The sequence below is a fragment of the Niallia sp. CD-39 genome (genome assembly GCF_059874745.1).
In genome coordinates, this window is the sequence record NZ_JCBCPS010000004.1 from 126,497 (window position 1) to 150,105 (window position 23,609).

At 36.9% G+C, this 23,609-nt stretch carries 26 protein-coding genes; 9 read left to right on the forward strand and 17 right to left on the reverse strand.

Annotated elements, in window-relative coordinates; translation table 11 throughout:
• Nucleotides 1-305: 305 nt before the first annotated feature.
• From rlmD to AC6F34_RS10905, 5 genes are all read right to left on the reverse strand, one after another.
• On the reverse strand, nt 306-1,685 hold the full coding sequence (rlmD, locus tag AC6F34_RS10885; protein ID WP_500771961.1) for a 23S rRNA (uracil(1939)-C(5))-methyltransferase RlmD: 1,380 nt from the start codon (nt 1,683-1,685) through the stop codon (nt 306-308).
• Between the two features lie 17 nt (nt 1,686-1,702).
• Nucleotides 1,703-2,545, reverse strand: a complete 843-nt coding sequence (locus AC6F34_RS10890; RefSeq protein ID WP_500772437.1) for a DNA-3-methyladenine glycosylase family protein — start codon at nt 2,543-2,545, stop codon at nt 1,703-1,705.
• An 88-nt stretch (nt 2,546-2,633) separates the two neighbouring features.
• Nucleotides 2,634-3,428: a delta-lactam-biosynthetic de-N-acetylase gene (pdaA, locus tag AC6F34_RS10895; protein WP_500771963.1), complete on the reverse strand. Its 795-nt coding sequence runs from the start codon at nt 3,426-3,428 to the stop codon at nt 2,634-2,636.
• A gap of 533 nt (nt 3,429-3,961) precedes the next feature.
• On the reverse strand, nt 3,962-5,500 hold the full coding sequence (locus tag AC6F34_RS10900) for a fumarate hydratase (protein WP_500771965.1): 1,539 nt from the start codon (nt 5,498-5,500) through the stop codon (nt 3,962-3,964).
• A gap of 351 nt (nt 5,501-5,851) precedes the next feature.
• Nucleotides 5,852-6,037 (reverse strand): SE1561 family protein, encoded by a 186-nt coding sequence (locus AC6F34_RS10905; protein WP_500771967.1) that lies wholly within the window; start codon nt 6,035-6,037, stop codon nt 5,852-5,854.
• A gap of 179 nt (nt 6,038-6,216) precedes the next feature.
• Here AC6F34_RS10905 and AC6F34_RS10910 point away from each other — a divergent pair, with 179 nt between their 5' ends.
• A complete protein-coding gene (locus AC6F34_RS10910; protein WP_500771969.1) occupies nt 6,217-7,389 on the forward strand; it encodes a hypothetical protein in 1,173 nt (390 codons plus the stop codon).
• An 89-nt stretch (nt 7,390-7,478) separates the two neighbouring features.
• Nucleotides 7,479-8,597 carry a radical SAM/CxCxxxxC motif protein YfkAB gene (gene yfkAB / locus AC6F34_RS10915; protein WP_500771971.1) on the forward strand — a complete coding sequence of 373 codons (1,119 nt, stop codon included), beginning with the start codon at nt 7,479-7,481 and terminating at the stop codon, nt 8,595-8,597.
• A gap of 43 nt (nt 8,598-8,640) precedes the next feature.
• Here yfkAB and AC6F34_RS10920 read toward each other — a convergent pair whose 3' ends face one another.
• On the reverse strand, nt 8,641-9,465 hold the full coding sequence (locus tag AC6F34_RS10920) for a YfkD family protein (RefSeq protein WP_500771973.1): 825 nt from the start codon (nt 9,463-9,465) through the stop codon (nt 8,641-8,643).
• 404 nt (nt 9,466-9,869) lie between these two features.
• Here AC6F34_RS10920 and AC6F34_RS10925 point away from each other — a divergent pair, with 404 nt between their 5' ends.
• On the forward strand, nt 9,870-11,039 hold the full coding sequence (locus AC6F34_RS10925) for an MFS transporter (RefSeq protein ID WP_500771975.1): 1,170 nt from the start codon (nt 9,870-9,872) through the stop codon (nt 11,037-11,039).
• Nucleotides 11,040-11,250: 211 nt separating this feature from the next.
• Here the strand turns inward: AC6F34_RS10925 and AC6F34_RS10930 are convergent, their stop codons facing one another.
• Complete coding sequence (locus tag AC6F34_RS10930) at nt 11,251-12,072, reverse strand: YihY/virulence factor BrkB family protein (RefSeq protein WP_500771977.1); 822 nt, start codon at nt 12,070-12,072, stop codon at nt 11,251-11,253.
• Nucleotides 12,045-12,413, reverse strand: a complete 369-nt coding sequence (locus AC6F34_RS10935; RefSeq protein WP_500771979.1) for a YtxH domain-containing protein — start codon at nt 12,411-12,413, stop codon at nt 12,045-12,047. The genes AC6F34_RS10930 and AC6F34_RS10935 overlap by 28 nt, the downstream gene beginning before the upstream one ends.
• 160 nt (nt 12,414-12,573) lie before the next feature.
• On the opposite strand from AC6F34_RS10935, the gene AC6F34_RS10940 reads away from it, so the two are divergent.
• Complete coding sequence (locus AC6F34_RS10940) at nt 12,574-12,801, forward strand: DUF1128 domain-containing protein (protein ID WP_500771981.1); 228 nt, start codon at nt 12,574-12,576, stop codon at nt 12,799-12,801.
• A gap of 471 nt (nt 12,802-13,272) precedes the next feature.
• Nucleotides 13,273-13,599, forward strand: a complete 327-nt coding sequence (locus AC6F34_RS10945; protein ID WP_500771983.1) for a helix-turn-helix domain-containing protein — start codon at nt 13,273-13,275, stop codon at nt 13,597-13,599.
• 101 nt (nt 13,600-13,700) lie between these two features.
• Here AC6F34_RS10945 and AC6F34_RS10950 read toward each other — a convergent pair whose 3' ends face one another.
• The 7 genes from AC6F34_RS10950 to AC6F34_RS10980 form a co-directional block, all read right to left on the reverse strand.
• Nucleotides 13,701-13,826 carry an anti-repressor SinI family protein gene (locus AC6F34_RS10950; protein ID WP_500771985.1) on the reverse strand — a complete coding sequence of 42 codons (126 nt, stop codon included), beginning with the start codon at nt 13,824-13,826 and terminating at the stop codon, nt 13,701-13,703.
• A gap of 112 nt (nt 13,827-13,938) precedes the next feature.
• Complete coding sequence (locus tag AC6F34_RS10955) at nt 13,939-14,160, reverse strand: hypothetical protein (protein WP_500771987.1); 222 nt, start codon at nt 14,158-14,160, stop codon at nt 13,939-13,941.
• Nucleotides 14,161-14,216: 56 nt separating this feature from the next.
• The gene (locus AC6F34_RS10960; RefSeq protein ID WP_500771989.1) at nt 14,217-15,170 is read right to left on the reverse strand and encodes a TasA family protein; all 954 of its coding nucleotides are present in this window, start codon (nt 15,168-15,170) and stop codon (nt 14,217-14,219) included.
• 54 nt (nt 15,171-15,224) lie between these two features.
• Nucleotides 15,225-15,812 carry a signal peptidase I SipW gene (gene sipW / locus AC6F34_RS10965; protein ID WP_500771991.1) on the reverse strand — a complete coding sequence of 196 codons (588 nt, stop codon included), beginning with the start codon at nt 15,810-15,812 and terminating at the stop codon, nt 15,225-15,227.
• A complete protein-coding gene (locus tag AC6F34_RS10970; RefSeq protein WP_500771993.1) occupies nt 15,809-16,450 on the reverse strand; it encodes a hypothetical protein in 642 nt (213 codons plus the stop codon). Before AC6F34_RS10970 ends, sipW begins: the two co-directional genes overlap by 4 nt.
• 532 nt (nt 16,451-16,982) lie before the next feature.
• Nucleotides 16,983-17,894, reverse strand: coding sequence for a pseudouridine-5'-phosphate glycosidase (locus AC6F34_RS10975; RefSeq protein WP_500771995.1), 912 nt, complete (start codon nt 17,892-17,894; stop codon nt 16,983-16,985).
• Between the two features lie 12 nt (nt 17,895-17,906).
• Nucleotides 17,907-19,004, reverse strand: a complete 1,098-nt coding sequence (locus AC6F34_RS10980) for a carbohydrate kinase (protein WP_500771997.1) — start codon at nt 19,002-19,004, stop codon at nt 17,907-17,909.
• 161 nt (nt 19,005-19,165) lie between these two features.
• Between AC6F34_RS10980 and AC6F34_RS10985 the strand changes: the two genes are divergently transcribed.
• The 3 genes from AC6F34_RS10985 to AC6F34_RS10995 all read left to right on the forward strand — a co-directional run bounded on the left by AC6F34_RS10985 (nt 19,166) and on the right by AC6F34_RS10995 (nt 21,259).
• The gene (locus tag AC6F34_RS10985) at nt 19,166-19,588 is read left to right on the forward strand and encodes a MarR family winged helix-turn-helix transcriptional regulator (protein WP_500771999.1); all 423 of its coding nucleotides are present in this window, start codon (nt 19,166-19,168) and stop codon (nt 19,586-19,588) included.
• A 61-nt stretch (nt 19,589-19,649) separates the two neighbouring features.
• Entirely contained in the window at nt 19,650-20,801 is a 1,152-nt protein-coding gene (locus AC6F34_RS10990; RefSeq protein WP_500772439.1) for an MFS transporter, read from the forward strand.
• Nucleotides 20,802-21,136: 335 nt separating this feature from the next.
• On the forward strand, nt 21,137-21,259 hold the full coding sequence (locus AC6F34_RS10995; RefSeq protein ID WP_500772000.1) for a hypothetical protein: 123 nt from the start codon (nt 21,137-21,139) through the stop codon (nt 21,257-21,259).
• Nucleotides 21,260-21,379: 120 nt separating this feature from the next.
• On the opposite strand, the gene motB is transcribed toward AC6F34_RS10995, so the two are convergent.
• Both motB and motA read right to left on the reverse strand, forming a co-directional pair.
• A complete protein-coding gene (gene motB / locus AC6F34_RS11000) occupies nt 21,380-22,180 on the reverse strand; it encodes a flagellar motor protein MotB (RefSeq protein WP_500772002.1) in 801 nt (266 codons plus the stop codon).
• The gene (motA, locus tag AC6F34_RS11005) at nt 22,173-22,967 is read right to left on the reverse strand and encodes a flagellar motor stator protein MotA (RefSeq protein ID WP_500772004.1); all 795 of its coding nucleotides are present in this window, start codon (nt 22,965-22,967) and stop codon (nt 22,173-22,175) included. The genes motB and motA overlap by 8 nt, the downstream gene beginning before the upstream one ends.
• Nucleotides 22,968-23,371: 404 nt before the next feature.
• On the opposite strand from motA, the gene AC6F34_RS11010 reads away from it, so the two are divergent.
• Complete coding sequence (locus AC6F34_RS11010) at nt 23,372-23,533, forward strand: hypothetical protein (RefSeq protein ID WP_500772006.1); 162 nt, start codon at nt 23,372-23,374, stop codon at nt 23,531-23,533.
• The last annotated feature ends 76 nt before the right edge of the window (nt 23,534-23,609 follow it).

A 23,609-nucleotide genomic window follows, 5' to 3' on the forward strand; every position in this document is an offset into this window, starting at 1 on the left:
CTAACCACTTCGTTCTTAATAAAGAATGGATAGGCCAAATAATAATGAAATGACTGTAAATTCATTTCATTTCTATCAAATTATACATGAAAATTCTGAAAAATAAAATAATAATATCAAATTTTGTTCTTGATTAAGAACTTTTATTGTATAGGTTTACCCTTTTAAATATTTAAAAACGAGACTTAACGATTCTCGCAATTTAAAAAAAGAGTTCTTATAAAAAAAGAAAAGCCTTTCCAAAAAAAGAAAAGCTTCTCTTACCATGTCACTAGTTGTAGTAATATGATTTGTAAAACGATTGGTTAATTACTTTTTAAGATAAGCTTAACTACAACTTCCACATGTGCCGTTTGCGGGAACATGTCAACTGGTTGCATCATCTCTACGTTGTAATTTTTACTTAGAACGCTGATGTCTTTTGCAAGTGTAGATGGATTGCATGATACGTAAATGACTTTTTTAGGTTTTACTTTTAGTATCGCATCAAGCAGCTTTTGATCTAAGCCAGTTCTTGGCGGATCGACAACAATGATATCTGGTCGCCAGCCTTCTTTGACCCATTTAGGCAACCATTCCTCCGCTTTACCTGTTACGTATTTCGCATGTTTCACACCATGGCGTTTTGCGTTCTTTTTTGCATCTGCGATTGATTCAGGAATGATGTCCATACCGCGCACTTCTGCTGCTCCATCTGCTAACCATAAGCCAATTGTACCTACACCACAATAGGCATCTGCGATTTTTTCCTTACCTGTTAATGCCGCTGCTTTTTTTACTTCATGATAAAGCTTTACGGTTTGAGTTGGATTTAATTGAAAAAATGTTCGAGCAGAAAGTTCAAATTCTAAATCCCCTAACATTTCTTGAATAAACTGTTCTCCATGTAAATTGATTGTATCCTCGCCAAAAATAAGCGAAGTTTTTAGCCCATTGATATTTTGCATAATTGATTTTGTTTGCGGCAAGCGCTTATTAATCTCTGCAACAATCAATTCTTTTTTCGGAAGATCCTTTTTAGATGTAATCAATACAACCTGCAGTTCCCCCGTTTCTACTCCAATACGAACAACGATTGTACGAACAATACCTTTACGAGTTTTCTCATTATAAATGGGAACTTTCAAATCTTGTAAGATTGATTTAATTTCTTGAACAGCTTTATTCGTTGCTGGATGCTGTACCATACAATGATCAATATTGATTAAGCGATGAGAATTCAATCCGTAAAGGCCTGCGATCACCCTTCCCTCTCGAAGACCAACTTGAAATTGGCTTTTATTGCGATAAGCCCAAGGGTCCTCCATTCCAATCGTTTCTTTAATATTTAATTGATCTGGTTTTAGCTTTGTATGACGTTCCATCGATTGAATGACGATATCACGTTTTTCTACTAGTTGTTGAGAATAGCTTAGATGTTGTAGCTGACATCCACCACAATCGCCGAATAATGGACACGGTGGCTTCACACGATGTTCTGAACTCTTTCTAATTTTTTTAATTCTCGCTTCAGAAAACTTCGGTTGTACATTCGTCGCTTCCACAACAACTTCTTCCCCAGGCAACGCACCTGGTACAAAGACCACTTGTCTTTTAAAGTAACCTACTCCTTCTCCATTGATTCCGAGTCGTTTAATAGTTAATGGAAAAGTCTGTTTTAATTTAATTTTTACTTCTTGACTCATTTACCTTCACTCCAAATTTATTCAATGCTCCTCCACAAATAGAGAGTTGCATAGCTTAAGTAAGGACTCCAGCCCTTAGCATATTCCATCATTTCATCTATAGTTGGTTTCTTTTCTAATCCATATATCTTTTGAATCGCCTTTTGAATACCAATGTCAGCAGTTGGGAATAAATCTTGTCGACCTAATCCAAATAAAAGGAAGTTTTGGACAGTCCAAGGGCCTACACCTTTTAATGAAATCAATCTGTCATAAATTTCGTCGTTGGTCAGTTGATCGATTGTAGAAAAGTCCACCTTTCCAGCTACTACTGCTTTTGCAACACCGATTACATATTCAGCCTTTCGACCACTAAATTGCAATTCTCGTAGTTCTTCAACTGTCAATCCGGATACTGTTACTGCGTCTGGATAAAAGTAAACATCCTCTACCTTTGTCCCATACTTCTCGACAAATCGCTTTGTCAAAGTATGTGCAAACGCCACATTTAATTGCTGGTGAATAATTGTTTTCATGATGCACGCAAAGCGATCAAATTCAAGAATAAGAGGAGTTCCGTAATGATCTTTGAAAATACCCGAGAGCTTTGACTGTTGAAAATGATCAGTTATAGGATCAAGTGGAACATTCCATTGAAATAGATGTGTGATGATGTCGATTCCTTCTGAATCCACACCTGTCACTTCAAACACGGGCTTCATTGTTGTCCCTAGTGCTTTCACTTTTGCAACATAGCGCCCTCCATTTATTGTCAGTGGTACCTTAACCCAACGCTCCTCAATATGTACGACATTGAGAGGATCGTTTCTTAATCGATTTAACACGAGGTCAAAGTTATAAGGTGGCTTTATATGTATCATGCCCACATTCTTCCCCATCCTTTACATGCTTTTCACGATTATAGCATAACAGTAAAAAGAAAAAGTCCGAAATACTTCGGACCCTTCTCTAGTATAACATACGATTGTCGATTGTTTGATCCCACATAAAATCATCTAAGCTTTTAAACGTATAGCCTCTAGCCTTTAAATCCTTAATCGTTTTTTCGAGTGCATCAGCATTGTCTTTAGAAACAGTGTGAATAAGTAAGATACATCCTGGATGGATTTGTTTCATGATGTTGTCATATGCATACTTCCAACCTTTTTGCTGATCGGTATTCCAATCTTTATAAGCTAGAGACCAGAAAACATGAGTATAACCTTGTTCATTTGCAAGTGCTAAAGTTCTTTCACTAAATATTCCCCGTGGCGGGCGCAAATAGCTCATCGTTTGAACGCCAGTTAATTTTTCTGTTTCAACCTTCACTTTTTCTAACTCTTCCTTAAAGCGTTGATTACTTATCTGTGTCATGTCAGGGTGATGCCATGAATGATTGCCAACAATATGACCTTCTTTTACCATACGTTTTACTAAATCTGGTGCAGTGTTTAAATAATGACCAGTCACAAAAAAAGCACCGGGTACTTTTTCTTTCTTTAATACATCAAGAACCTTTGCTGTATAGCCATTCTCATACCCATTATCAAAAGTTAGATAGATGTCCTTTACGACAGCGTTTCCTTTATAATAAGCACCATGCTTTATTAATAAATCGTCCAAAGATTTGCCTGCCTGTGCTTGCTCTTCATTTTTCCCCTTCATAAAGCCCCAATGAAGCGGTGAATTGGCATGTTCAGCAGAAACATCTTGAACAGATGTGAACGTAAGAAAAATTGTCACGATACACAACAGCTTTTTCATCGCTATTCTCCTTTTGTTTTTCTTTTAGTGTTTGTGCACATAATAAAAACATTCGAGGAAAAATTTGCGACATGATTGAAGGGGCATTGTTGATGAAAATGGGTTTTATCTAGCAAGAATCTTGGTTTATCTAGCGAGAATTCGGATTTATCTAGCAAGAACGCCGTTTTATCTAGCAGAATTTCGAATATATCTAGCAAAGTCACGAGTTAATCATTATTTTGAAAAAGGGCTTGCTTTTTTTCAACAACTCTAGCGATATCAACAACTTTTCTTACTTTTTTAACAACTATAATGAGATATCAACAAACTTTCCTACTTTTTCAACAACTATGATGCGTTATCAACAACTTTCCTACTTTTTCAACAACGATGATGCGTTATCTACAACTTTCCCTACTTTTTCAACAACTATGATGCGTTATCAACAACTTTCCTACTTTTTCAACAATTATGATGCGTTATCAACAACTTTTCCTACTTTTTCAACAACTCATACAAAAGAAAAACCTGGCACTTTGGCCAGGTTTTCATCAAAAGACACGTTCTTTAAAAAGAGCAAGTTTTTCTAAAGAGGACTTGTCTACATCTTTGTGCAGGCTGTTTCCATGTGAATCCATTGTTACAACAGCTGTGAAGCCTTCAACCTTTAGATGCCACATCGCTTCTGGAATACCGAAATTCATGAGGTCAACACCTTCAACTGACTTAATACAATCTGCATAATACTGAGCCGCTCCACCAATTGCGTTTAAGTATACACCACCATGCTCTTCTAAAGCAGCTAACGTTTTCGGGCCCATTCCGCCTTTTCCAATAACAGCTCGAATACCAAACTTCTTCATGATATCTCCTTGGTAAGGCTCCTCACGAATACTTGTTGTTGGTCCTGCTGCTTTTACATGCCATTTGCCTTCTTCATCCTTTAACATTACTGGTCCGCAATGATAAATGACTTGTCCATTTAAATCAACTGGTGAATCGTTCTCCATCAAATAATGGTGAATGGCATCACGCCCTGTGTACATCATCCCGTCGATTTGAACGACGTCGCCTACTTTTAGTGAACGAATTTTCTCTTCAGAAATAGGTGCTTGAAGCTTTACAATGTTTACGCTACCTTCTTCTTCCGTAGCAGCCGCTTCATCTTGAGCAAAATTGATTTTTTCCCCTTCTTGATACATCCATTCATTGATTGCACCAGTTTCAGAATCAATCGCCACACCTAATCGCCGAAAAGCCCAGCAGTTGTATGCAACAGAAACAAAGAAGCTTGCTGGGATACGGTTCATCACGCCTACTTTGCATCCAAGTAACGTTGTTTCTCCACCGAAGCCCATTGTACCGATACCAAGTTCATTTGCATTTCCCATAACATACTCTTCTAATTTACGTAAATCCTCGTTTTCATTTACATCGTCTACGGAACGGAACAGCTGCTCCTTTGCTAAATCATAGCCAGCAGAGCGGTCTCCACCGATTCCTACACCAATAAATCCTGCACTACATCCTTGTCCTTGCGCTTGATAAACTGAGTGCATGATACATTTGCGAATACCATCAAGGTCACGACCAGCACGGCCTAGTCCATCTAATTCGCATGGCAAGCTGTACTGAATGTTTTTGTTTTCACAGCCGCCACCTTTTAAAATCAAGCGAGCATCAATGTGATCTTTTTCCCATTGCTCAAACTTAATAACAGGCGTACCTCCGCCTAAATTATCCCCACTATTATCTCCAGTCAATGAATCAACCGAGTTTGGACGAAGCTTGCCATTTTTCGTTGCCAGTGCAATCGCGTTTTTAATTGCTTCCTTCATTACTAATTGATTTGCACCAATTGGTGTTTTAATTTTAAATGTAGGAAGTCCTGTATCCTGACAGATAGGTGAAACATTATCATCCGCCATTTTAATATTATTCGTTATAGTAGCTAAGCTCATTGCAGAGCGCGTGCCTGCGCTTTCATTTTCTTTTGCAAGCTTAATCGCACGGCGCACATCTTTTGGTAAGTTTGTAGACGTTTCAACAATCAATTCATACATGCTTTCTTGAAACTTTTCAATATTCATCTCTAAACAAATCCCCTCTCCAATTGCTCCCCAAAACCTTCGTTCTATTTTATGAAAATTTACATAATAATCGACTACTATTATACGCCTAACTACATTTTTAGTCACCCCTACAATCTTGGAAAAGGGCATTAAAAAAAGAACCAGAACGGTTCTTACATACTGTTGACTCTATGCATACGTCGTATTTTGTCTCACTTGTTCCTCATAAACCATTTATTCCACTCAAATGCATGCCTAGTCTGCCAAGCGTTTTCAAGAAAATATGAGGTATATAAAAACTCCCATAAAAATGTGTAGACAAAGTCTAAAAGGGACTTTGACTACATTCTAAAAAAACCAAAACGGTTCTTAGTCTTCACGATGATTAAATTCTCGGCATTTTGATTCTAAATCGTCAATCATCTCGATTAAACGATCAATATCTTCAAGTTCAGCATGCTCTGGCTCAATAGCTTCAAGAACATCCATAAACATATTTAATCGTTGTTTTAAAAATTCTACTTGCTTGCCCTTTTCTTGAATCTGATTTCCCAATCGATGACTCCCCTTTCAGTTTCGATACCATCCTACATGAAATGACGACTTCATGCAACGTTCATTTCTTTTAATGTAACCTTTAATATAAAAAGAAATATAGAATTTTATTCCATATGCATTTCTTTCAGGATAAAATTATACTAATATTCAAATAATTTAGAAAGGAGCTAATCATCATGAAATCTAAAATAACCTTGCTGGCAATTCTAACGATGATCGTAATTGCTACTGCTATTTTATTCTTAAGACCAGATATCGAAGAATTAAACTCCAAAGAATCCCTACTAAATGAGAAAATTGAAGAAGTAACAATTGCCACTCTTCCGAATACTTTACCAGATGATTATGCCGTTCTTTCTGACACTGATCGACTGAATCGAATTCCACAGTATGAAGAAGAAGGCGCATTATGCAAAGAAATTCAGGAGGCTGTAGAACGAGGGGATTGTTTTCAAGTGCTTCATGATTATTATTTAATGCTTGACATTCGTACTGAAAAAGAGCAATTCTACTATCCATTTTATGACACACAAAATTCTTGGAAAAATATCTTTAGCTTTACATTTAACGACGATGACAAGATTGAAGAAATGGTTCCAACTGAACATTACGAACAATATCAAGACCCATGGATGGAATATGAAGCTGGTATCACTTCCCATTACGAACGAGGGGAAAGAAGATTGTATGACTTTTGGTATGTTTTCTCAAATCTAATCCCTGCAGAAGCACGTCCAATGATCAACCGCATTTATTGGACTGATACTGATGAAACGTATGTTTTTGGAATAGGAAGAGAGGAAGGTGAGACTGACGATTTTTACTTATTGGTTTCTCATGTTAGTCCCGTTTATTTTAAAATGCATAAAAATACGATTATTCATGAGTTTGCCCACTATTTAACTTTAACAAGTGATCAGTATGTAAAAATAGAGAATTATGAAACAACCGGCTGGAGCAAAAATGAACAAGTGTGCCCTACATACTTGTTTCATAACCAATGCTTTCATAAAGATAGCTACGTCATTCCGTATTATGAGCAATATTGGAAAGAGCTTGAATCTGACTACTACACAATCAACTGGGAAGATGAGACAGGTTACAAAGAATTCTTCTTTACATATGAGGATTACTTTTTCCGCTCTTATCAAGGAACAAACCCTATGGAAGACATCGCAGATACGTTTACGAACTTTGTCTTTCTAAAAAGTTCATCTATTGAAGAAAATGATGAAATGAAATACAAAAAACTCAGTTTCTTCTATCAATATGAAGACTTAGTTGAACTACGCGCTACCATCTTAGAAAACTTATATCATTTATCCATTAGGGACGGGGAATTTTACTAAAAAATTTATAAACATTTCATAGGAATGCTCATTGACAAATAGGCTTGAAAGGAGAATAATGACTACAGTATTAATGAAGGAGTTTTTTTATGAGTCTTAAACCGATTACCCCACTGTATGATCCGTGGGAAGCCTATATGGATGTTGATGAGCATGGAAAGATGCTTCTCTCAAATGTCGAATTTACAACGACTGTGCTCTGTAATATGCGTTGTGAGCATTGCGCTGTTGGTTATACTTTGCAGCCTAAGGATCCAGACGGATTACCAATCGAATTACTACTAAGTCGATTAGAGGAAATCCCTCACTTACGTACAATATCGATTACTGGTGGAGAACCGATGCTGTCTAAGAAGTCTGTCGAAAACTATGTAGTGCCACTGTTGAAATACGCTCATGAGCGTGGAGTACGCACTCAAATCAATTCAAATTTAACTCTTGATCGCGGAAAATATGATGCAATCATTCCTTATCTAGATGTATTACATATCTCACATAACTGGGGTACAGAAGAAGATTTCATCGAAGGTGGATTTGCGATGATGGAACGAAAACCATCCATTCCACAGCGTCAAGCACTTTTTTACAGAATGATTGAGAATAGTCGTGAGCTTGTAAAAGCTGGTGTAATGGTATCAGCGGAAACGATGCTGAACAAACGTACGCTTCCTCATCTTGCAAATATTCATAAGCAGATTACAGCGGAAATGAAGTGTCAACGTCATGAAGTGCACCCTATGTACCCTTCAGACTTTGCTTCTACGATGGAAACATTATCTTTATCAGAAATGCGCACTGCTGTTCATCATCTTTTGGATATACGTAATGAAGATACTTGGATGCTTTTTGGTACATTGCCATTCTATGCTTGTAGTACAAGTAAAGAAGATTTAGATGTTCTAAAACGTTTATACGAAGCTAAAAATGTTACTGTCCGTAATGATCCTGATGGGCGCTCTCGACTAAACGTAAATATATTCACTGGCGATGTCATCGTCACTGATTTTGGCGATACCCCTCCATTAGGAAATGTAACACGAGATGATCTGCCGTCAATCTATACCCAATGGATGGACACAAAGTTAGCAAAATCGTTAAACTGCCATTGTTCTGCAGTTCGTTGCTTAGGTCCAAATGTATTAGTAAAGAATAGCTATTACCAAGATGAAGACTTCACTGATCGAACATCGAATTTTGTATTCAAATAATACAGAAGGGACTATCCAGCTAATGGGTAGTCCCTTTCTCCTCTTATCTTGGTCTTTCCGAAACAATAAAACCATATGACATATGGTCTTGAATCGGAATCCAAGCACCAATTCCTTGTGATGTAACGTTTTTCACTACAATCATTTTCTTGCTGCCTTTTAGCATTAAATAAACTTCTCCATAAGTAACTTTCCCTTTTTCATTAATGGCAGGTGCGTATCCATACAAATAGCCAAGCCTTCTAGCCGGAATATGATAAATATGGTCTTTTTTTGTTCCAGCACCTATGACAGTTTCAAATGCCAATGGAAGCCCTGATTTTTCTGTCGCCTTTACAAGCATCATTTGCTTCACATCTTCCGCATTCGGTATCTTTGCAGTTAATCCACCATTAACAACTTTTTGCATCTCTTGAACATAGTGCATTTGATGCGCAGCCGTCCCACCACGGTTATCAAAGTAATTAGTATTCACCTTTTGGTACTCCCAATTCGGGGAAGTTTCTGTTGATTCATAATTTAATGGCCATTGACCTAGATACACAATTGCTCGATAACCAATTGCAAAAGGTGTACTATTAATAGTCGTTTCATTTAACATGCGAATAAGATCTGGGTTCTCAATTTTGATTTTTGAACTATCTAGTAAGCTTTGTGTTTGCTCACTTGGCTGAAGCTTAGGTGTATCTTGTTCAGCGTTTGGATAAGTATTTTCTTTTGAAATTTTCAATACCGAGTTTGGTATTTGTACCCCTTGCTTTTCTTCTACTTTCTTATCAGACTCCTTCTTTTCTGAAAAAGCCGATGGAATAACTGTACTAAATGCAAGGACACTTAAGATGAAGCTTAATGCTACAATTTTTTTCATGATGTGTGCTCCTTTCCACCTCATCCATAATTCAATACTATTATTTTTTACATACCTTTTCTTCTTTATGTAATCAAAATGTAAAGAAGTATTTTTATCAGAATATTTACAATTATATAATTATATTTTATAATAAATTTACTTTTAAAAAAGGAGGGCCGATCCATTCGCAAGCAAATGAATGAATTCATGAGTAGTCAGGTTTTTCATCCTAACGAAAGTTGGTGATCAATGCCTAAAAGCGAGTAGATTTGCAATCCTAATTCACATAATAGTCATATGATTACTTATAGTGGCTCAATATTGAGCCGCTTTTATTTATTTATGAAATTACTCTTGCCATTCTACAAACTTTCCTTTACCATCATTTAGGAAGTGAACTCTACTACATATGAGGTACAGCAATGGCAAAGGAACAAAAGAGGTTTTGGATTTTAGTAAGCATTGTAGCAATATCTGGATTTAGTCAAGGAATGCTCTTGCCTCTAATCGCAGTTATTTTTGAAAATGAAGGCATTTCTGCAAGTCTTAACGGCTTGAACGCAATGGGATTATATATTGGTATTCTTCTTATTTCACCATTTATGGAATACCCTTTAAGAAAGTATGGATACAAACCCGTCATAATTATTGGCGGATTGCTCGTCATTGTATCACTTATGCTATTTCCATTATGGAAATCGTTTTGGTTTTGGTTCTTTTTACGTTTAGCAATAGGGATTGGTGATCATGCTTTGCACTTTTCAACGCAAACATGGATTACATCCACTTCGCCAGAACACCGTAGAGGAAGGAATATCTCCTTATACGGCTTGTTCTTCGGAATTGGGTTTGCAGTAGGACCATTAATGACACCACTTGTTAATATTAACGAAGCACTGCCATTTATTGTTTCATCGATTCTTTGCTTCATTGCATGGGTATTTGTCTTTTTATTGAAAAATGATTTCCCTGAGATGGGAATCGAGGTTCATTCTTTACGACAAACATTTATGCGCTTTGGCAAAGCTACAAAATATGGGTGGATCGCCTTTTTACCACCACTTGGATACGGGTTCTTAGAGGCCTCTTTAAATGGAAGCTTCCCAGTTTATGGTCTAAGAATCGGTCTTGAGGTTCAAAACATTTCATACATGTTGACCTCATTTGCCATTGGTGCGATTGTGTTTCAATTGCCACTAGGGATTCTATCTGATCGTTTCGGTAGAAGGAATATTTTAATGGGTATCCTCTTTGTCGGTTTTCTATCCTTCGGAGTAGCTAGCCTTTTAGAGTCAACAACAGTTGGATTAATTACGTGCTTGTTTATAGCAGGAATGGCTGTCGGGTCCACCTTCTCATTAGGTATCAGTTATATGACAGACTTAATGCCTCGGCAACTGCTTCCAACTGGTAATCTTCTATGTGGTGTGGCCTTTAGTATGGGAAGTTTGATTGGTCCATATGCAGGTGGAATGTTTATACAATACTTTCCTCAACTTAGCTTCTTTCATATTATCGCATTTATGATGTTCGCCTTATTCTTTGTTATTACGATGTTTGGAAAAAAACAAGAACAACTTGCGAATGGATAAATGCCAATAAGAAGACCTGTACATTTTTTGTACAGGTCTTCTTAATTTAATGATATCCGTTCTGTCCGTTTGCAGAACCGGATGTTTTATGTTTCGGTTTATGTTTGCTATTCTGTTTAGTACCGCCATCTTTTTTAGCTTTCTTTGACATATTCATCAATCCCCCTTGAACTTATTGTTCTACGCTCAAAGGTTTATTATCATGGTAAAATTAGGTTGCTTGTTTCCTTAGCTTAAGAACTGCATTTAGTTCCCCACCAATCATAATGATGACACCTGACATGTAGAACCAAAGCATCAGTATTATAATTGCTCCAATGCTACCGTAAGCTGCTGAGTAATTAGCAAAGTTGCTGACATAGTAGGAAAATGCTAACGAAGCTAAAATCCAGCCAATTGCTGCAAATAAAGCTCCTGGGATTACATCCTTCCAGCTTAACTTCTTACTAGGTGCAAATCGGAATAATGCATAAAGTACGATGAAAATAACCATTGGACTAATCAGCCATCTCACCATATTCCAAAGCTGTAAAAACTCATCAGATAAACCAAATATATTAAATAAAACCAAGCCAATTTGCTGTCCAAAGACTGGCAAGATCAAGGCTAATACAAACAGGAAGATCATTGCGATCGTTAATAAAATAGCTGTTCCTCTTATAAAGATAAATGATCTTGTTTCTTCTACTTCATACGCTTTATTAAAAGATTTTACAATGGCGTTAATCCCGTTGGATGCTGACCATAAGGTGGCAAGAATCCCAAAAGATAAGAGCGTTGTATTGCCTGTCGAAATTTCATTTAAGGTTGTCTGAATTAAATTCATCGTTTCACCAGGTGCATAATCCTCAATGACAGCCCAAATATCATTTTGAGTAATTGGTAAATAAGGGATGAGCGTTACGAGCACTAGCAATAATGGAAAAATAGAAAGAAGAAAAAAATAGGCTAATTGAGCTGCTATTGCAAACACATCATCTTCTTGGATTTTTTTCCATAAATTTATTACGAACGAACGACTGGCTCGTCCCATTCATTCACCCCGCTTTTCTCCTGATCCTCAAAATTAAAAGCTTTCTTCGTATTTTGTACTAAATGGGCAACTTGTGGAGTAGAATCCTTTAAATCCTCAACTGTATTTTGAATGAAAGCAACATCTTCGCTTACTTGGTCGATGGCTATTTTTACTCGCTGAGAATATTCTTGAACAGTATGTACTGCTTCACTAGGGTGCTTTACATAATACGTAACTTTACTTGCAGCTTTTTTACAACATTCAGTTGTTGCTTCTCTTGTAGATCTATCGAGCATACTTAAGGCACCACCTGCAATTGCTCCATATAAAACACCTTTCCAAAACAATGATTTTCCCATTATTCATCACGACTCCTTTATACATACATTGATTTTTTCTACTGTACCATTTTCAGCTATTCTTCCCTAAACATGCAAGTGTTAGCTGATTGTATATTGACATTTTCGCATAACAATGGAAAGATGAAAATACAATCGCTTTTTTTGAAAGGATGTCAGGATGAATTTATCAGAAAAATCTACTGAAAACGTAGAATATATGATTGAAAAAATCAAAGAAAAACTGAAGGTATTAAACATAGGTGCAATTAAGCCTTCTCATTTCGATGAAGAAATGTATGAAGAACTTCATGATATTTATTCCCTTGTAATGAAAAAAAACTCGTTCAGCCCAAATGAAATGCAAGCTATTGCAGAAGAGCTTGGATCATTACGCAAAAATAAATAATTTTACAAACAGCCATTGTAGATGGCTGTTTTTTCTATAAAGAGTTTCATTCTAACCGATACATAAAAGTGAAATAGCTGTAGTGTGTGTATTCCCACATCATTGGAAAATGAAACCTGTCCACATCTTCTCTTTCGATCATAAAAAACAGATGTCTCCAGTAAAAATTTCAATTAAGAGAGGTTGCTATTATGTTATTATTTTCGTTTGTAATCAATAATTTTGGGAATTATAGTTACTACAAATAGACGGAAATAATCCCAGGATATCTTTACTAAATGTCATTGATATTAGAAAAAACCTTTCGTTTTGTATTAAATAAATTGTGAATATTATCGTATTTGTCGATTGGAACAAATATGATAGAATATGATTAAATTTAATGAACATTTCCGTTCTACATATGGAACTTTTCATACTCTTTCAAGTAAAATGATGATAACAACAATTTTTTAAGGTGTGTGAGCTTAAATGATCGGGAGTCGCGTAAAAGAACTGCGAAAAGAAAAAAAAATGTCTTTGTCTGAGCTTGCGGAGTTAGCAGGGGTTGCAAAATCCTATTTAAGCTCTCTTGAACGCAATTTACAGACAAACCCATCGATTCAATTTATTGAAAAGATTGCTAATGTTCTAAATGTGCCAGTAGATCAACTGATTCTTGAACAGCCGAATAAAGAAGACCTCGATTCAGAATGGCTTAAAATCGTTCAAGAAGCCATGGAGTCAGGTGTATCAAAAGATCAATTTCGAGAATATCTCGAATTCAATCGCTGGAAGATCGACCAAGGTGGAAAATGAAAGCATCATTAAGCGCTTGTAAAGGGACAGGCGCTGCTTATTTTTCCTAAAAAAATAAAAGTATTTCTCAAAAGTGAACTTTTAAGAAATACACCGTCTTCTTATACGAGTTCTTTGTGCTCTTTCTCTATCAAAAACGCACGTACCTCTTCATAGTTCAGTCCTAGTTCTTTAGCTTCTTTAATTAGCTGAATCCATTCTTTGTCTAATTCAACAACCTTCCCCATTTAATCCCTTCCCCCATCATAAATCAATTCAAAATATGTCCTCTGTTCTTTAATTGTAATAACCCTATCCTACTAAAAAAAATTTATAAAGTCTGTCAAAATTTGGACAAATTTACGTAAACCAATCGCCTTTTTTATACATGTTATGACAAACTTCTTCCTTGCTTTTTTCTACTGTTCTTAATTTAAATTTCGTTTGAATTCGTTCTAATGTCATTGCATCAAAAAGCGGATAATTCGTTAAATCATTTCCACAGATCGGACATAGCCACTCCCCGACCTCACTGCTACTGAAAGATGGTCGCAAACAGCGAACGCAATGTTTTTGGTACATATTGGCACCTCTTTATTCCATTTTCATCCATACCTTGAACTTTTGGTACATGTAGATTAATTGACCTGTACCGTACGAGTTTCACTAAAGGACTTTCCATCTTTCTGAACAGTAAAAGTAATGTTTGCGCTTTTTGGTGCTAAAAATTGCTTCACTTCTTTTGACCCTTTTACTGTTTTTGTTGTTCTGTCATTAAATTCAAATTCACCTTCTGCTGTAATGATCCAAGCTAGCTTACTAATATCGTAACTTCGATTAACTTTCCCCACTAATGTGAAGTTGCTTACTTCTAAATCAGGTTCTGGATCCACTTGTTGCTCTGGTTCTTCACTACCACCTGGACCTTTATGGCGAGACGCTTCATTATCTGAGATATGGCCGTCTTCATCCGTATTAATAACTTCTCCACTTTCATATTGAGTCGCCTCGAAGTACAAGGTTAGCCATGCTGATGCATTTTGAAATACATTCTGAGCAAATGTCCTTCCATCATCTTTATACTCAGTATTGTTATTAATGAATTCGAAATTGAAAGTAACGGTAATGGAATCCCCACCAGCATGGCTTCTAGAACCATTTAATCCACTTTCAGGAATGACATCAATTCTCCTAGTCTTATCGGCAGTCAATGCAATTAAGTCACTAATCGTTGACCCATCCTCACCATAGAGTGTGCTTCCTTGACTATCCTTTATTGTCACTTTAAATTGTTTTAAAAACTCTCCGTCTCTATTATCCTCACCGACTAAATCGAATCGCACATTCTCGATAGCTAATGAGCCGATGTTCTCCAATGAAATCGTATGGCTAAATGATTCACCAGGTTTTAAATTAGATAGATTTAATGGCACCCCTGCTGCATGTCCTGTTTCCAACTTTAAGACTCCGGACTGGTATGTACCTTGTTCAATTTGAACATCATTAAAGGCTGCCCATGTTCCTCCACCTAATAATGAGATGCCGAGTATTCCTGAGGAAATCCCCAAGCCAAGTTTCTTCTTAATGCTCACTTATTGCTCCTCCTCTTCAACCCTTTATCTATTGATTCCTTTGTGCTAAAGTGTTTAATGGTTCTCCTGTGATTCTTGTACCAGTGTTGATTCTGGCTGCTTTATTTTACGATCAATTTGCTGGATTGCTTGATAAATTGTAATTGTTGAATAAATCATTAATAAAACACCAGGGGTGATAAGTAGCAAAGATGTACCTTTACTTGATTTAGCAAAGTCAATGAAATAACCTGCTAATGGCAATGTGAATCCTGTGAATTTCGCTACAACATTATCAGCAATGACCGGTTGCTGATCAGGATGCTCGTTGTTATCCCCTTTTGTATAGAACATCTTACTCTCTCCACTTCCAGCTGTATCAATAACTCTATGTGTTGCCAATGATCCATCAGGTAGAAGGAAAGAAATAATGTCATTGACTTCAATGACAGAGACACTCTCTACCGGTAATACCCCAATAATTGAACCAGTTTTAAATGTTGGCTCCATTGATCCAGATAAAACGGTTTTCAATTGATAGCCAAATAACTGAGGCTCACCACCAGAAGCTTTTGTTGAAATGACAAGGAAGGCAAGCACAACAACATTGATAAACAAAACAAATGTAATCATCCCACTTAGCATCTTATAGGCTTTTTTCATTCGTCTCTCCCTTCTTCATTTATAGTAGATTCTGCCTCGCGTTCAGTAGAATCGTCCACGCCTTCACCTTGCGTGTTTTCAGATGAATCATCATCTTCTCTAAAGGTTTCTTCTTGTTCTACTTTGTCTTCCTCTGTAGTACCTTCTTCTTCAGGTAGCTCAATTTCCTTATTAGAATGATCCATTTCAACCGTTACTTGTATTCCCTTTGCTAACTCTTCTTTTCCAACTTCATAAACTAGTACTGTATAAATACCCGAATTCTCTAGAGTGAAGTGAATCCAAGAAGAGTTTCCATGATTCAACGGTTCAAATGCTGTCATTAATGGCTGATACTCATCACTAACTTGACTCAATTCAACTACGCCACCCTGTTCCATGGCTTGTCCCTTGTTCATTACCTCTACAGATACCGATTGAGCGTCAACATCTACATTCAATGTAAATTCACTATGAAAATATTCCGTAGCTTTCAATGTTCCTGTAACCATTTTTACATCATTGTAGGATGCGTTTGTGTTTCCAAACATAGCAGGGACTATACCAAAGGCTAAATAGCAGCCTAGAAGTAAGTTGGTTGCGACTATGACTGCTCTAGTATGTGAACAATGTGTTCTTGTACTTTTCTTACGAATCATAATTCCTCCCATTAAGCTCAGGTTTATGAAAAGAACTAAATTGTTCTTTATAAAGAATTAATACTCTCAGTATATGCGAATGTTCTAGGAAAGCAAAACTAGTAAATTCATCATCTCTACGTTATAACGAACAGATTTCTTCAAATATCTTTGATTATCTCTTATTTTCTAATTTTTTGAATTTTATAGCGATTAATGCGTTCGTTATAATGAATAGTGTTATTTTTACTAGAAACTATTAATCATCGTTTTCCCCATTTGGTTCGTCTCCTGATACACTAATTGAAGAATGAAGTGTTTTGTACAATTTTAAACTCGTAAAAAAGAGGCACTCATATTGAGTGCCTCTGAGAATGTAGACAAGGTGATTTTTAAAATTAGATAAACCATCAGACTGTCTTGAAAACGCTTGTCAGACTAGGCGTGCAGTTGAATAAAGACTGAATTGAACAGACGACGGTTCATGAGGGGACTTAGATGCCAAACAACGACTGAGAGGCACTCATATTGAGTGCCTCTACTAATACGTATCTTATTTATGAAGCTTTACTGCAATTTTCGAACCAACTTCAGCGTTGTTTTTCACTAATTCAATATTAGCTTCAAGGCTTTTGCCTTCTGTAAGTTCTTTAACTTTCCCAAGAAGGAATGGTGTTACTTTCTTACCGGAAATATTATTTTCCTTCGCCTCATTTAAAGCTGTTTCAATGATGTTTGTGATGAAGCTTTCTTCCATTGCATGCTCTTCTGGAATTGGGTTTGCGATCACTACGCCACCCTTTAAGCCAAGTTCCCATTTTGTTCGGATTAAGTCAGCTGTGCTTTCTTCATCATCGATGCGAAAATCAACGCCAAATGGGCTTGTACGTGTAAAGAATGCAGGCAGTGCGTCTGTTCCAAACCCTACAACTGGTACACCATTTGTTTCTAGGTATTCTAATGTTAAACCAAGATCTAGGATCGATTTTGCTCCCGCACAGATGACAGCTACTTTCGTTTGTGCTAATTCTTGAAGATCTGCAGAAATATCCATAGTTGTCTCTGCACCTCGGTGAACGCCACCAATTCCACCTGTTACGAATACTTCAATGCCTGCAAGCTCTGCACAAATCATCGTAGATGCAACGGTTGTAGCACCGTGCTTTTTTTGAGAAATTAAGTATGGGAGATCACGTCGGCTCGCTTTGACGATTTCTTTATTTGTTCCAAGGAACTCTAACTCTTCGTCAGATAAACCAATTTTAATTTTCCCATTTAAAATAGCAATTGTTGCGGGTACAGCTCCATTTTTGCGAATAATGTTTTCAACTTCTTTTGCAGTTTCAACATTTTGTGGATATGGCATCCCGTGTGAAATAATCGTTGATTCAAGTGCAACAACGGGTTTGTTCATTTTTATAGCTTCTTCTACCTCTACTGAATACTCTAAATAAGATGCTAACATATTATCGTCTCCTTAGTTAAAATTTGTTTGGAATGTCTTTTGTAATTTTGTCGTATTCAAATTCGGACTTACCGTTTCATGTGACTCTAACGTAATCGTAGAACACGAAATGCCTATTTTACATGCATTCTCTGTGCTCAACCCTTTAAGATGTCCATACATAATCCCCGCAACAAGTGAATCTCCAGCTCCTGTTACATCCATAACCTTCGTTTTTGGAGGTAGAATCACACCAGCTTCACCTTTATTCGTATAAAAGATTAAGCCTTTATCGCCTCTAGAGATTACGACTCTCTCCACACCCTTATTCATAATCATTTCTGCTGCTTTAAAGAAATCACCTTCATCATTAATCTTCCTTTGGGACAATGCCTCTGCTTCATCTTGATTGCAAATCATCCATGTTACCCCTTGAAGATTACTTGGTAACTTCTTAATCTTTGGTGAGGAAACCGGCGTAATACAAAGCGGGATTTTATCTTCATGACAGCGCTCCACTAGAAACTTCAAAATGTCTGCAGGAAAGTTCGTATCTAAAACGACCATTTCTGCATTGCTAATATAGCCCCATCTTTTATCGATAAATTCAAGGTCTACTTGGTCATAAATTGACATGTCTGCAAGCGCAAGTGCCATTTCGCCATCTTGATCGAGAACAGCTGTATAAGTTCCTGTAGAATAATCAGGTAAAGATTGGGAAGGGGCAATTTCAACATAAGGGCTTGTACTCTCGAAGAGCCACTCTCCTTCATGATCATCTCCTACGACAGTTAGTAGAGAAACATCTACAGACAACCTACCTAGATTCTCAGCTATATTTCGAGCAACTCCTCCACATGATTGTGTTGTAGCTGCAGGATTCGAAGTACCATACTGAATGTCCTCGATAACCTGCATTTTCCGGTCAATATTTGACCCTCCAATGCAAATCACTTTGCGGTTTTCTGGTAAGACATAAGCTCTTCCTAGGATCTTTCCTTCTTTCGTTAACGTAGAAATGTATCCTGCTACTGCCGAACGCGATAGGCCTGTCTTATCAGCTAATTCATTTTGACTTACAAAGGGGTCTTCTTTTACTAGCTTTAAGATAAGCAACTCTTTTTCATTCAATGAAAAACACCTCCTCATAAAACTTTTGTCTATATTATAAACTTTTGTTAACAGATAAAACAAGTGTTAAGATCGACATATTTGTATTTAAATTGTGGACAAATAATGAATTTTTATTTATAGTTAGCTAGGTAATTATTTTCCGAAGGAGTTTTTACTATATGGAACAATCACATTTTTTTCATTCAATAAACCAATTCTCTCGCCATTTTGCCAAAAGCTTAAATGAACAGCTTGTACCACACGGCCTATACGCTGCACAATGGAGCATAATCTATTATTTACAAGAATTCGGTTCCTCTACTCAAAAAGAAATCTCTACGTATTTTGGTGTTGAAGCACCTACAATGACCCGAACACTTTCTCGAATGGAGAAATCCGGTTGGATTCAACGTGAAGTTGGCTCAGATAAACGCGAAAAAAAAATCAGTCTTACTCAAAAAGCAATTGAACAATATCCTACTTGGATTCATGCCGTTAGGCAAACAGAAAACAAGCTTTTAGAAGGAATAAATGGAGCAGATCGAAAGATTACTCTCAATACCATTGAAAAAATGCTAAAAAATATAGAGAAAATTAATTAATAAGAGCAACTAGAAAGAAGGAGTAAATGTGAAGCAACCTGTCTGGACAAAAAACTTTATAATGATTTCGTTTACGAGTCTTTTTGTTTTTACCGTATTTTATATATTGTTAACGGCTCTGCCGCTTTATGTGTTAAATGATTTAAATGGAACTGAATCACAGGTCGGATTGATTACGGGTGTCTTCCTATTAGCAGCTGTATTATGTCGCCCATTTACAGGAAAATGGCTTGATGTATTAGGAAGAAAGCGAGTATTGATTGGCTCAGTTCTTGTTTTTTTTCTATCAACTGTTCTGTATTTATGGACAACATCCCTAAACTTACTTTTAGTTCTTCGATTTCTGCACGGCATTAGCTTTGGGATGGCAACAACGGCTGCTGGGGCAATTGCTGCAGAAATTATCCCTAATGAACGAAAAGGAGAAGGGCTTGGCTACTATGCATTGTTCATGAACATCGCCATGGTCATCGGCCCATTTACAGGATTAATGATTGCGCAGCATTTCAATTTCTACACACTATTTATTGTGTCTATAGTATTTGCCACTATTGCGATGATTTTATCAATCATCATTCCTGTATCAGAAATATCAAATCCATCTGTTCAAAAGAATCAACACTTTTCTATTGCTAGTTTTTTCGAGAAAAACTCCATCCCAGTTGCAATTGTAGGCGGTACATTGGCGTTCACCTATGCAGGCATTTTATCTTTCATTTCTGTTTATGCAAGTGAGCTTGGCTTACTAACAGCGGCTAGCTATTTCTTTGTTGTGTATGCCATCTTTACGATTGTTTCTCGCCCATTTACAGGCCGTTTCTTCGACCTTTATGGTGAAAATACCGTCATCTATCCAGCACTTACTCTATACATCATCGGGATGCTTGTCTTAAGTCAAGCTACAACGACCTTTACATTTCTTCTCTCTGCTGGATTAATAGGATTAGGGTTTGGTACATTGTCTCCATCCCTACAAACAATTGCTATTCAAAAAGGGGGGCCCAAGAAACGAGGACTTGCTACATCCACCTATTTCACTTTTTTCGATTCTGGTATCGGGTTTGGCTCATATGCGTTAGGAATCATTGCGATCTATACTGGATTCAGCTCGATGTTTTTCTTATTAACAGGGATAATCATCGTAGCTTTTGTTCTTTACTATTTCTTACATGGTCGCCATTCGAACGGTACAAGACAAGTTGAATCTAGTTAATATGAAAGCTTGCTTCGAGATTGTAGACAAAGTCGAAATCGACTTTGTCTACATTTTTTCCGTAGTACTTTTTGATAATAAGAGAAACCCCCAGAATGTCTTGAAAACGCTTGTCAGACTAGGCGTGCGGTCGAATGAAGACCCGAATAGAACACGCGGTTCATGAGGGGACGAGTGAGACAAACAACGACGTATGCGAGCGTTTGTCAACAGTCTGAGCTTGCTTCAATTATAGAAGCAAGCTTCCATATCCTTTATGTGGAAAAATATTGTCTAAACTGTGAATATTAAAATATACTATGTATAAGATTACATCGATATTTGGGGTGAAAATGTTGATCATTGCTAGTATTATTAATTTTGCCATTCCGATTGTTTCAATGATCGTTATTGGGTTTGTTGTAGATCATATGTGTAAGCCGAAGAAAACCCAAACAGATGAGATGGAAAACAATTAATAATTATTATAAAAGCTGTGGGGAAAATTCATCTAAAAAACATGCAGACAAAGTCAAAATCGACTTTGTCTACATGTTCTAAAAGAGTTTTTATATTTAAGTAAAACCTTAGATTTCTATTTATAATTCATTCCCTTGTTTAGGAAGGATTAAGATTTCTACTCGCCTATTTTGTTCTCTTCCTTCTTCGGTATCGTTCGTAGCAACAGGTTGGAATTCACCGAATCCTTTTGCACTAAACCATTCATGCTCAAGCCCATCGTGCTGTATTACTAACTTCATAAAGTTAACCGCACGCATAACACTTAGTTCCCAATTGGATTCAAACTGGGCATTTCGGATCGGCACATTGTCTGTATGACCACTAATGATGATGTTTCTTGGTGGATCCATCACAAGCAATTCAGCAATTTCATTTGCCAATTGATGATCGCTTGAGCGAACAGATGCACTTCCTGAAGCGAATAATACGCTATCTCGAATGGATACTAACAGCCCTTCGGTTGTAAGGAATGTTTCAAGCTGATCATCAAGGTCATTTTCAGTTATGTAAGAATCCACCTTCTCTTGTATCCCTTTTAATTCCTCTTGATCTAAGATCATTTGTAGCTCATGATTTTCGATTCGTTTAATAGCAGAAGCCGCATCAATTGTAGCAGGATTTCTCGTTTCACTTCCATCTGTTTTTTCTGCATCACCATCAGGAGCTGAACTTGGGAAATCTAGTATCCCGAAGCCACCCGAAAATGCCGCATTAAAGGCTTGTGATAACTTTTCGAACTTCCCTGCATCAACAGAACTCATTGCAAAAAGAACAATGAATAAAGCAACCAATAATGTTAATAAATCAGCGTAAGGAAGCAGCCAAGATTCATCAATATGTTCGTCATGATGCTTTTTTCTTTTCCTTCTCTTAGGCATCTGTTCTCACACTACTTTCTTCAAGAAACACCTTTCTTTCACCTGCCGGGAGATAAGAAGCAAGCTTTTGCTCGATCACTCGTGGTGCTTCTCCTTCAAGAATTGATAAAATACCTTCAATCATCATGTATTTTTGTTTCGCTTCTTGACTTGATTTTCTCTTTAATTTATTAGCAAACGGATGCCATAATACATAACCAGTAAAAATTCCTAGCAGTGTGGCAACAAAGGCAGCACTAATCGCAGCACCTAAAGAATCCTGATTGCTCATATCTGCCAGAGCAGCAATTAACCCAATTACTGCACCAAGAACACCTAAAGTTGGTGCATAAGTTCCAGCTTGTGAAAAAATTAGTGATCCAGCCTGATGTCTTTCCTCCATTGCTTCGATTTCTTCGCTCAGTACGTCGCGAATATAATCTGCACTCTGTCCATCAACAGCTAACGAAAGGCCATTTTTCAAAAACGGATCTTCAACCTCATTTGTTTTTGATTCTAATGCAAGCAAGCCTTCTTTCCTTGCCAATTGAGCCCATTCAGAAAACATTCGAATTAGCTCAGTATGATCAAACTGTTTTTCTTCCTTGAAAAGAACTCCAAACAACTTTGGTACACGTTTAACTTCGCTCGTTGGGAATGCTATGACAACGGCCGCAACTGTACCCAGAAGAATGATTAATATAGCAGGAGGATTGACTAATGCACCTAATCCAACACCTTTTAAGACCATTCCCACCCCTATAGCTATAAAACCAAGTATTAAACCTATAATTGTTGTTTTATCCATCTGCGCCACACCTATTCCTATATTTTCTCTACGTCTACTACCAACTGGCTAAGGTAGCCTATATATTTCTTATTTCGACCGATAAAGCCCATGTTTTAGGCTATTTGATTGATATCTTTATTTATGTCAGAATCACAGTAGTGAAAGGTTGACTAAAGAGTCAAAAGGGGGAAGTAACAAACAAATGAGGAAAACATGATAATATCAGTACTCTATGCACTTTTTATTAGCTATTTCATACCACATTACTATTTAAATAAAATAAGTAAAAAGACCTGGTTTTATCATTTGAGAAATATTTAGTTTAGAAAAGGTATTCACAGTTTGAAGACATTTCGAATACATATTGTCTGTCCTCTAGGAAAATCTAAAAAGGAAGTAATTCTAAAAAGGAGGATGTTTTCGTGGCAAGAGGTGAACATTTTAATCATAAAAACAAGCAGCATCCTGGAAAGTTTCCTGAAGATAATGGTGTCAAACCAAAAGCAACGGAAGCACAGGAGGATGAGGAGTTTTTAGTTGTTCAAGAAGCTTTCAAAAACCGAGTAGAAACTGACAAAGTTTAAAGAAGCTAAGATACTCAAAAGGCATTTTCCCCGTAGGAAAAATGCCATTGGAAAACCTGTAGACAAAGTTGAAAAT

Bases quoted from the DNA above. Each gene is read 5' to 3' on its own strand.
- rlmD (WP_500771961.1), bottom strand. From the start codon at position 1,685: ATGAGTCAAGAAGTAAAAATTAAATTAAAACAGACTTTTCCATTAACT.
- AC6F34_RS10890 (WP_500772437.1), bottom strand. From the start codon at position 2,545: ATGATACATATAAAGCCACCTTATAACTTTGACCTCGTGTTAAATCGA.
- pdaA (WP_500771963.1), bottom strand. From the start codon at position 3,428: ATGAAAAAGCTGTTGTGTATCGTGACAATTTTTCTTACGTTCACATCT.
- AC6F34_RS10900 (WP_500771965.1), bottom strand. From the start codon at position 5,500: ATGAATATTGAAAAGTTTCAAGAAAGCATGTATGAATTGATTGTTGAA.
- AC6F34_RS10910 (WP_500771969.1), top strand. From the start codon at position 6,217: ATGAAATCTAAAATAACCTTGCTGGCAATTCTAACGATGATCGTAATT.
- yfkAB (WP_500771971.1), top strand. From the start codon at position 7,479: ATGAGTCTTAAACCGATTACCCCACTGTATGATCCGTGGGAAGCCTAT.
- AC6F34_RS10920 (WP_500771973.1), bottom strand. From the start codon at position 9,465: ATGAAAAAAATTGTAGCATTAAGCTTCATCTTAAGTGTCCTTGCATTT.
- AC6F34_RS10925 (WP_500771975.1), top strand. From the start codon at position 9,870: ATGGCAAAGGAACAAAAGAGGTTTTGGATTTTAGTAAGCATTGTAGCA.
- AC6F34_RS10930 (WP_500771977.1), bottom strand. From the start codon at position 12,072: ATGGGACGAGCCAGTCGTTCGTTCGTAATAAATTTATGGAAAAAAATC.
- AC6F34_RS10935 (WP_500771979.1), bottom strand. From the start codon at position 12,413: ATGGGAAAATCATTGTTTTGGAAAGGTGTTTTATATGGAGCAATTGCA.
- AC6F34_RS10940 (WP_500771981.1), top strand. From the start codon at position 12,574: ATGAATTTATCAGAAAAATCTACTGAAAACGTAGAATATATGATTGAA.
- AC6F34_RS10945 (WP_500771983.1), top strand. From the start codon at position 13,273: ATGATCGGGAGTCGCGTAAAAGAACTGCGAAAAGAAAAAAAAATGTCT.
- AC6F34_RS10950 (WP_500771985.1), bottom strand. From the start codon at position 13,826: ATGGGGAAGGTTGTTGAATTAGACAAAGAATGGATTCAGCTAATTAAA.
- AC6F34_RS10955 (WP_500771987.1), bottom strand. From the start codon at position 14,160: ATGTACCAAAAACATTGCGTTCGCTGTTTGCGACCATCTTTCAGTAGC.
- sipW (WP_500771991.1), bottom strand. From the start codon at position 15,812: ATGAAAAAAGCCTATAAGATGCTAAGTGGGATGATTACATTTGTTTTG.
- AC6F34_RS10970 (WP_500771993.1), bottom strand. From the start codon at position 16,450: ATGATTCGTAAGAAAAGTACAAGAACACATTGTTCACATACTAGAGCA.
- AC6F34_RS10975 (WP_500771995.1), bottom strand. From the start codon at position 17,894: ATGTTAGCATCTTATTTAGAGTATTCAGTAGAGGTAGAAGAAGCTATA.
- AC6F34_RS10985 (WP_500771999.1), top strand. From the start codon at position 19,166: ATGGAACAATCACATTTTTTTCATTCAATAAACCAATTCTCTCGCCAT.
- AC6F34_RS10990 (WP_500772439.1), top strand. From the start codon at position 19,650: ATGATTTCGTTTACGAGTCTTTTTGTTTTTACCGTATTTTATATATTG.
- motB (WP_500772002.1), bottom strand. From the start codon at position 22,180: ATGCCTAAGAGAAGGAAAAGAAAAAAGCATCATGACGAACATATTGAT.
- motA (WP_500772004.1), bottom strand. From the start codon at position 22,967: ATGGATAAAACAACAATTATAGGTTTAATACTTGGTTTTATAGCTATA.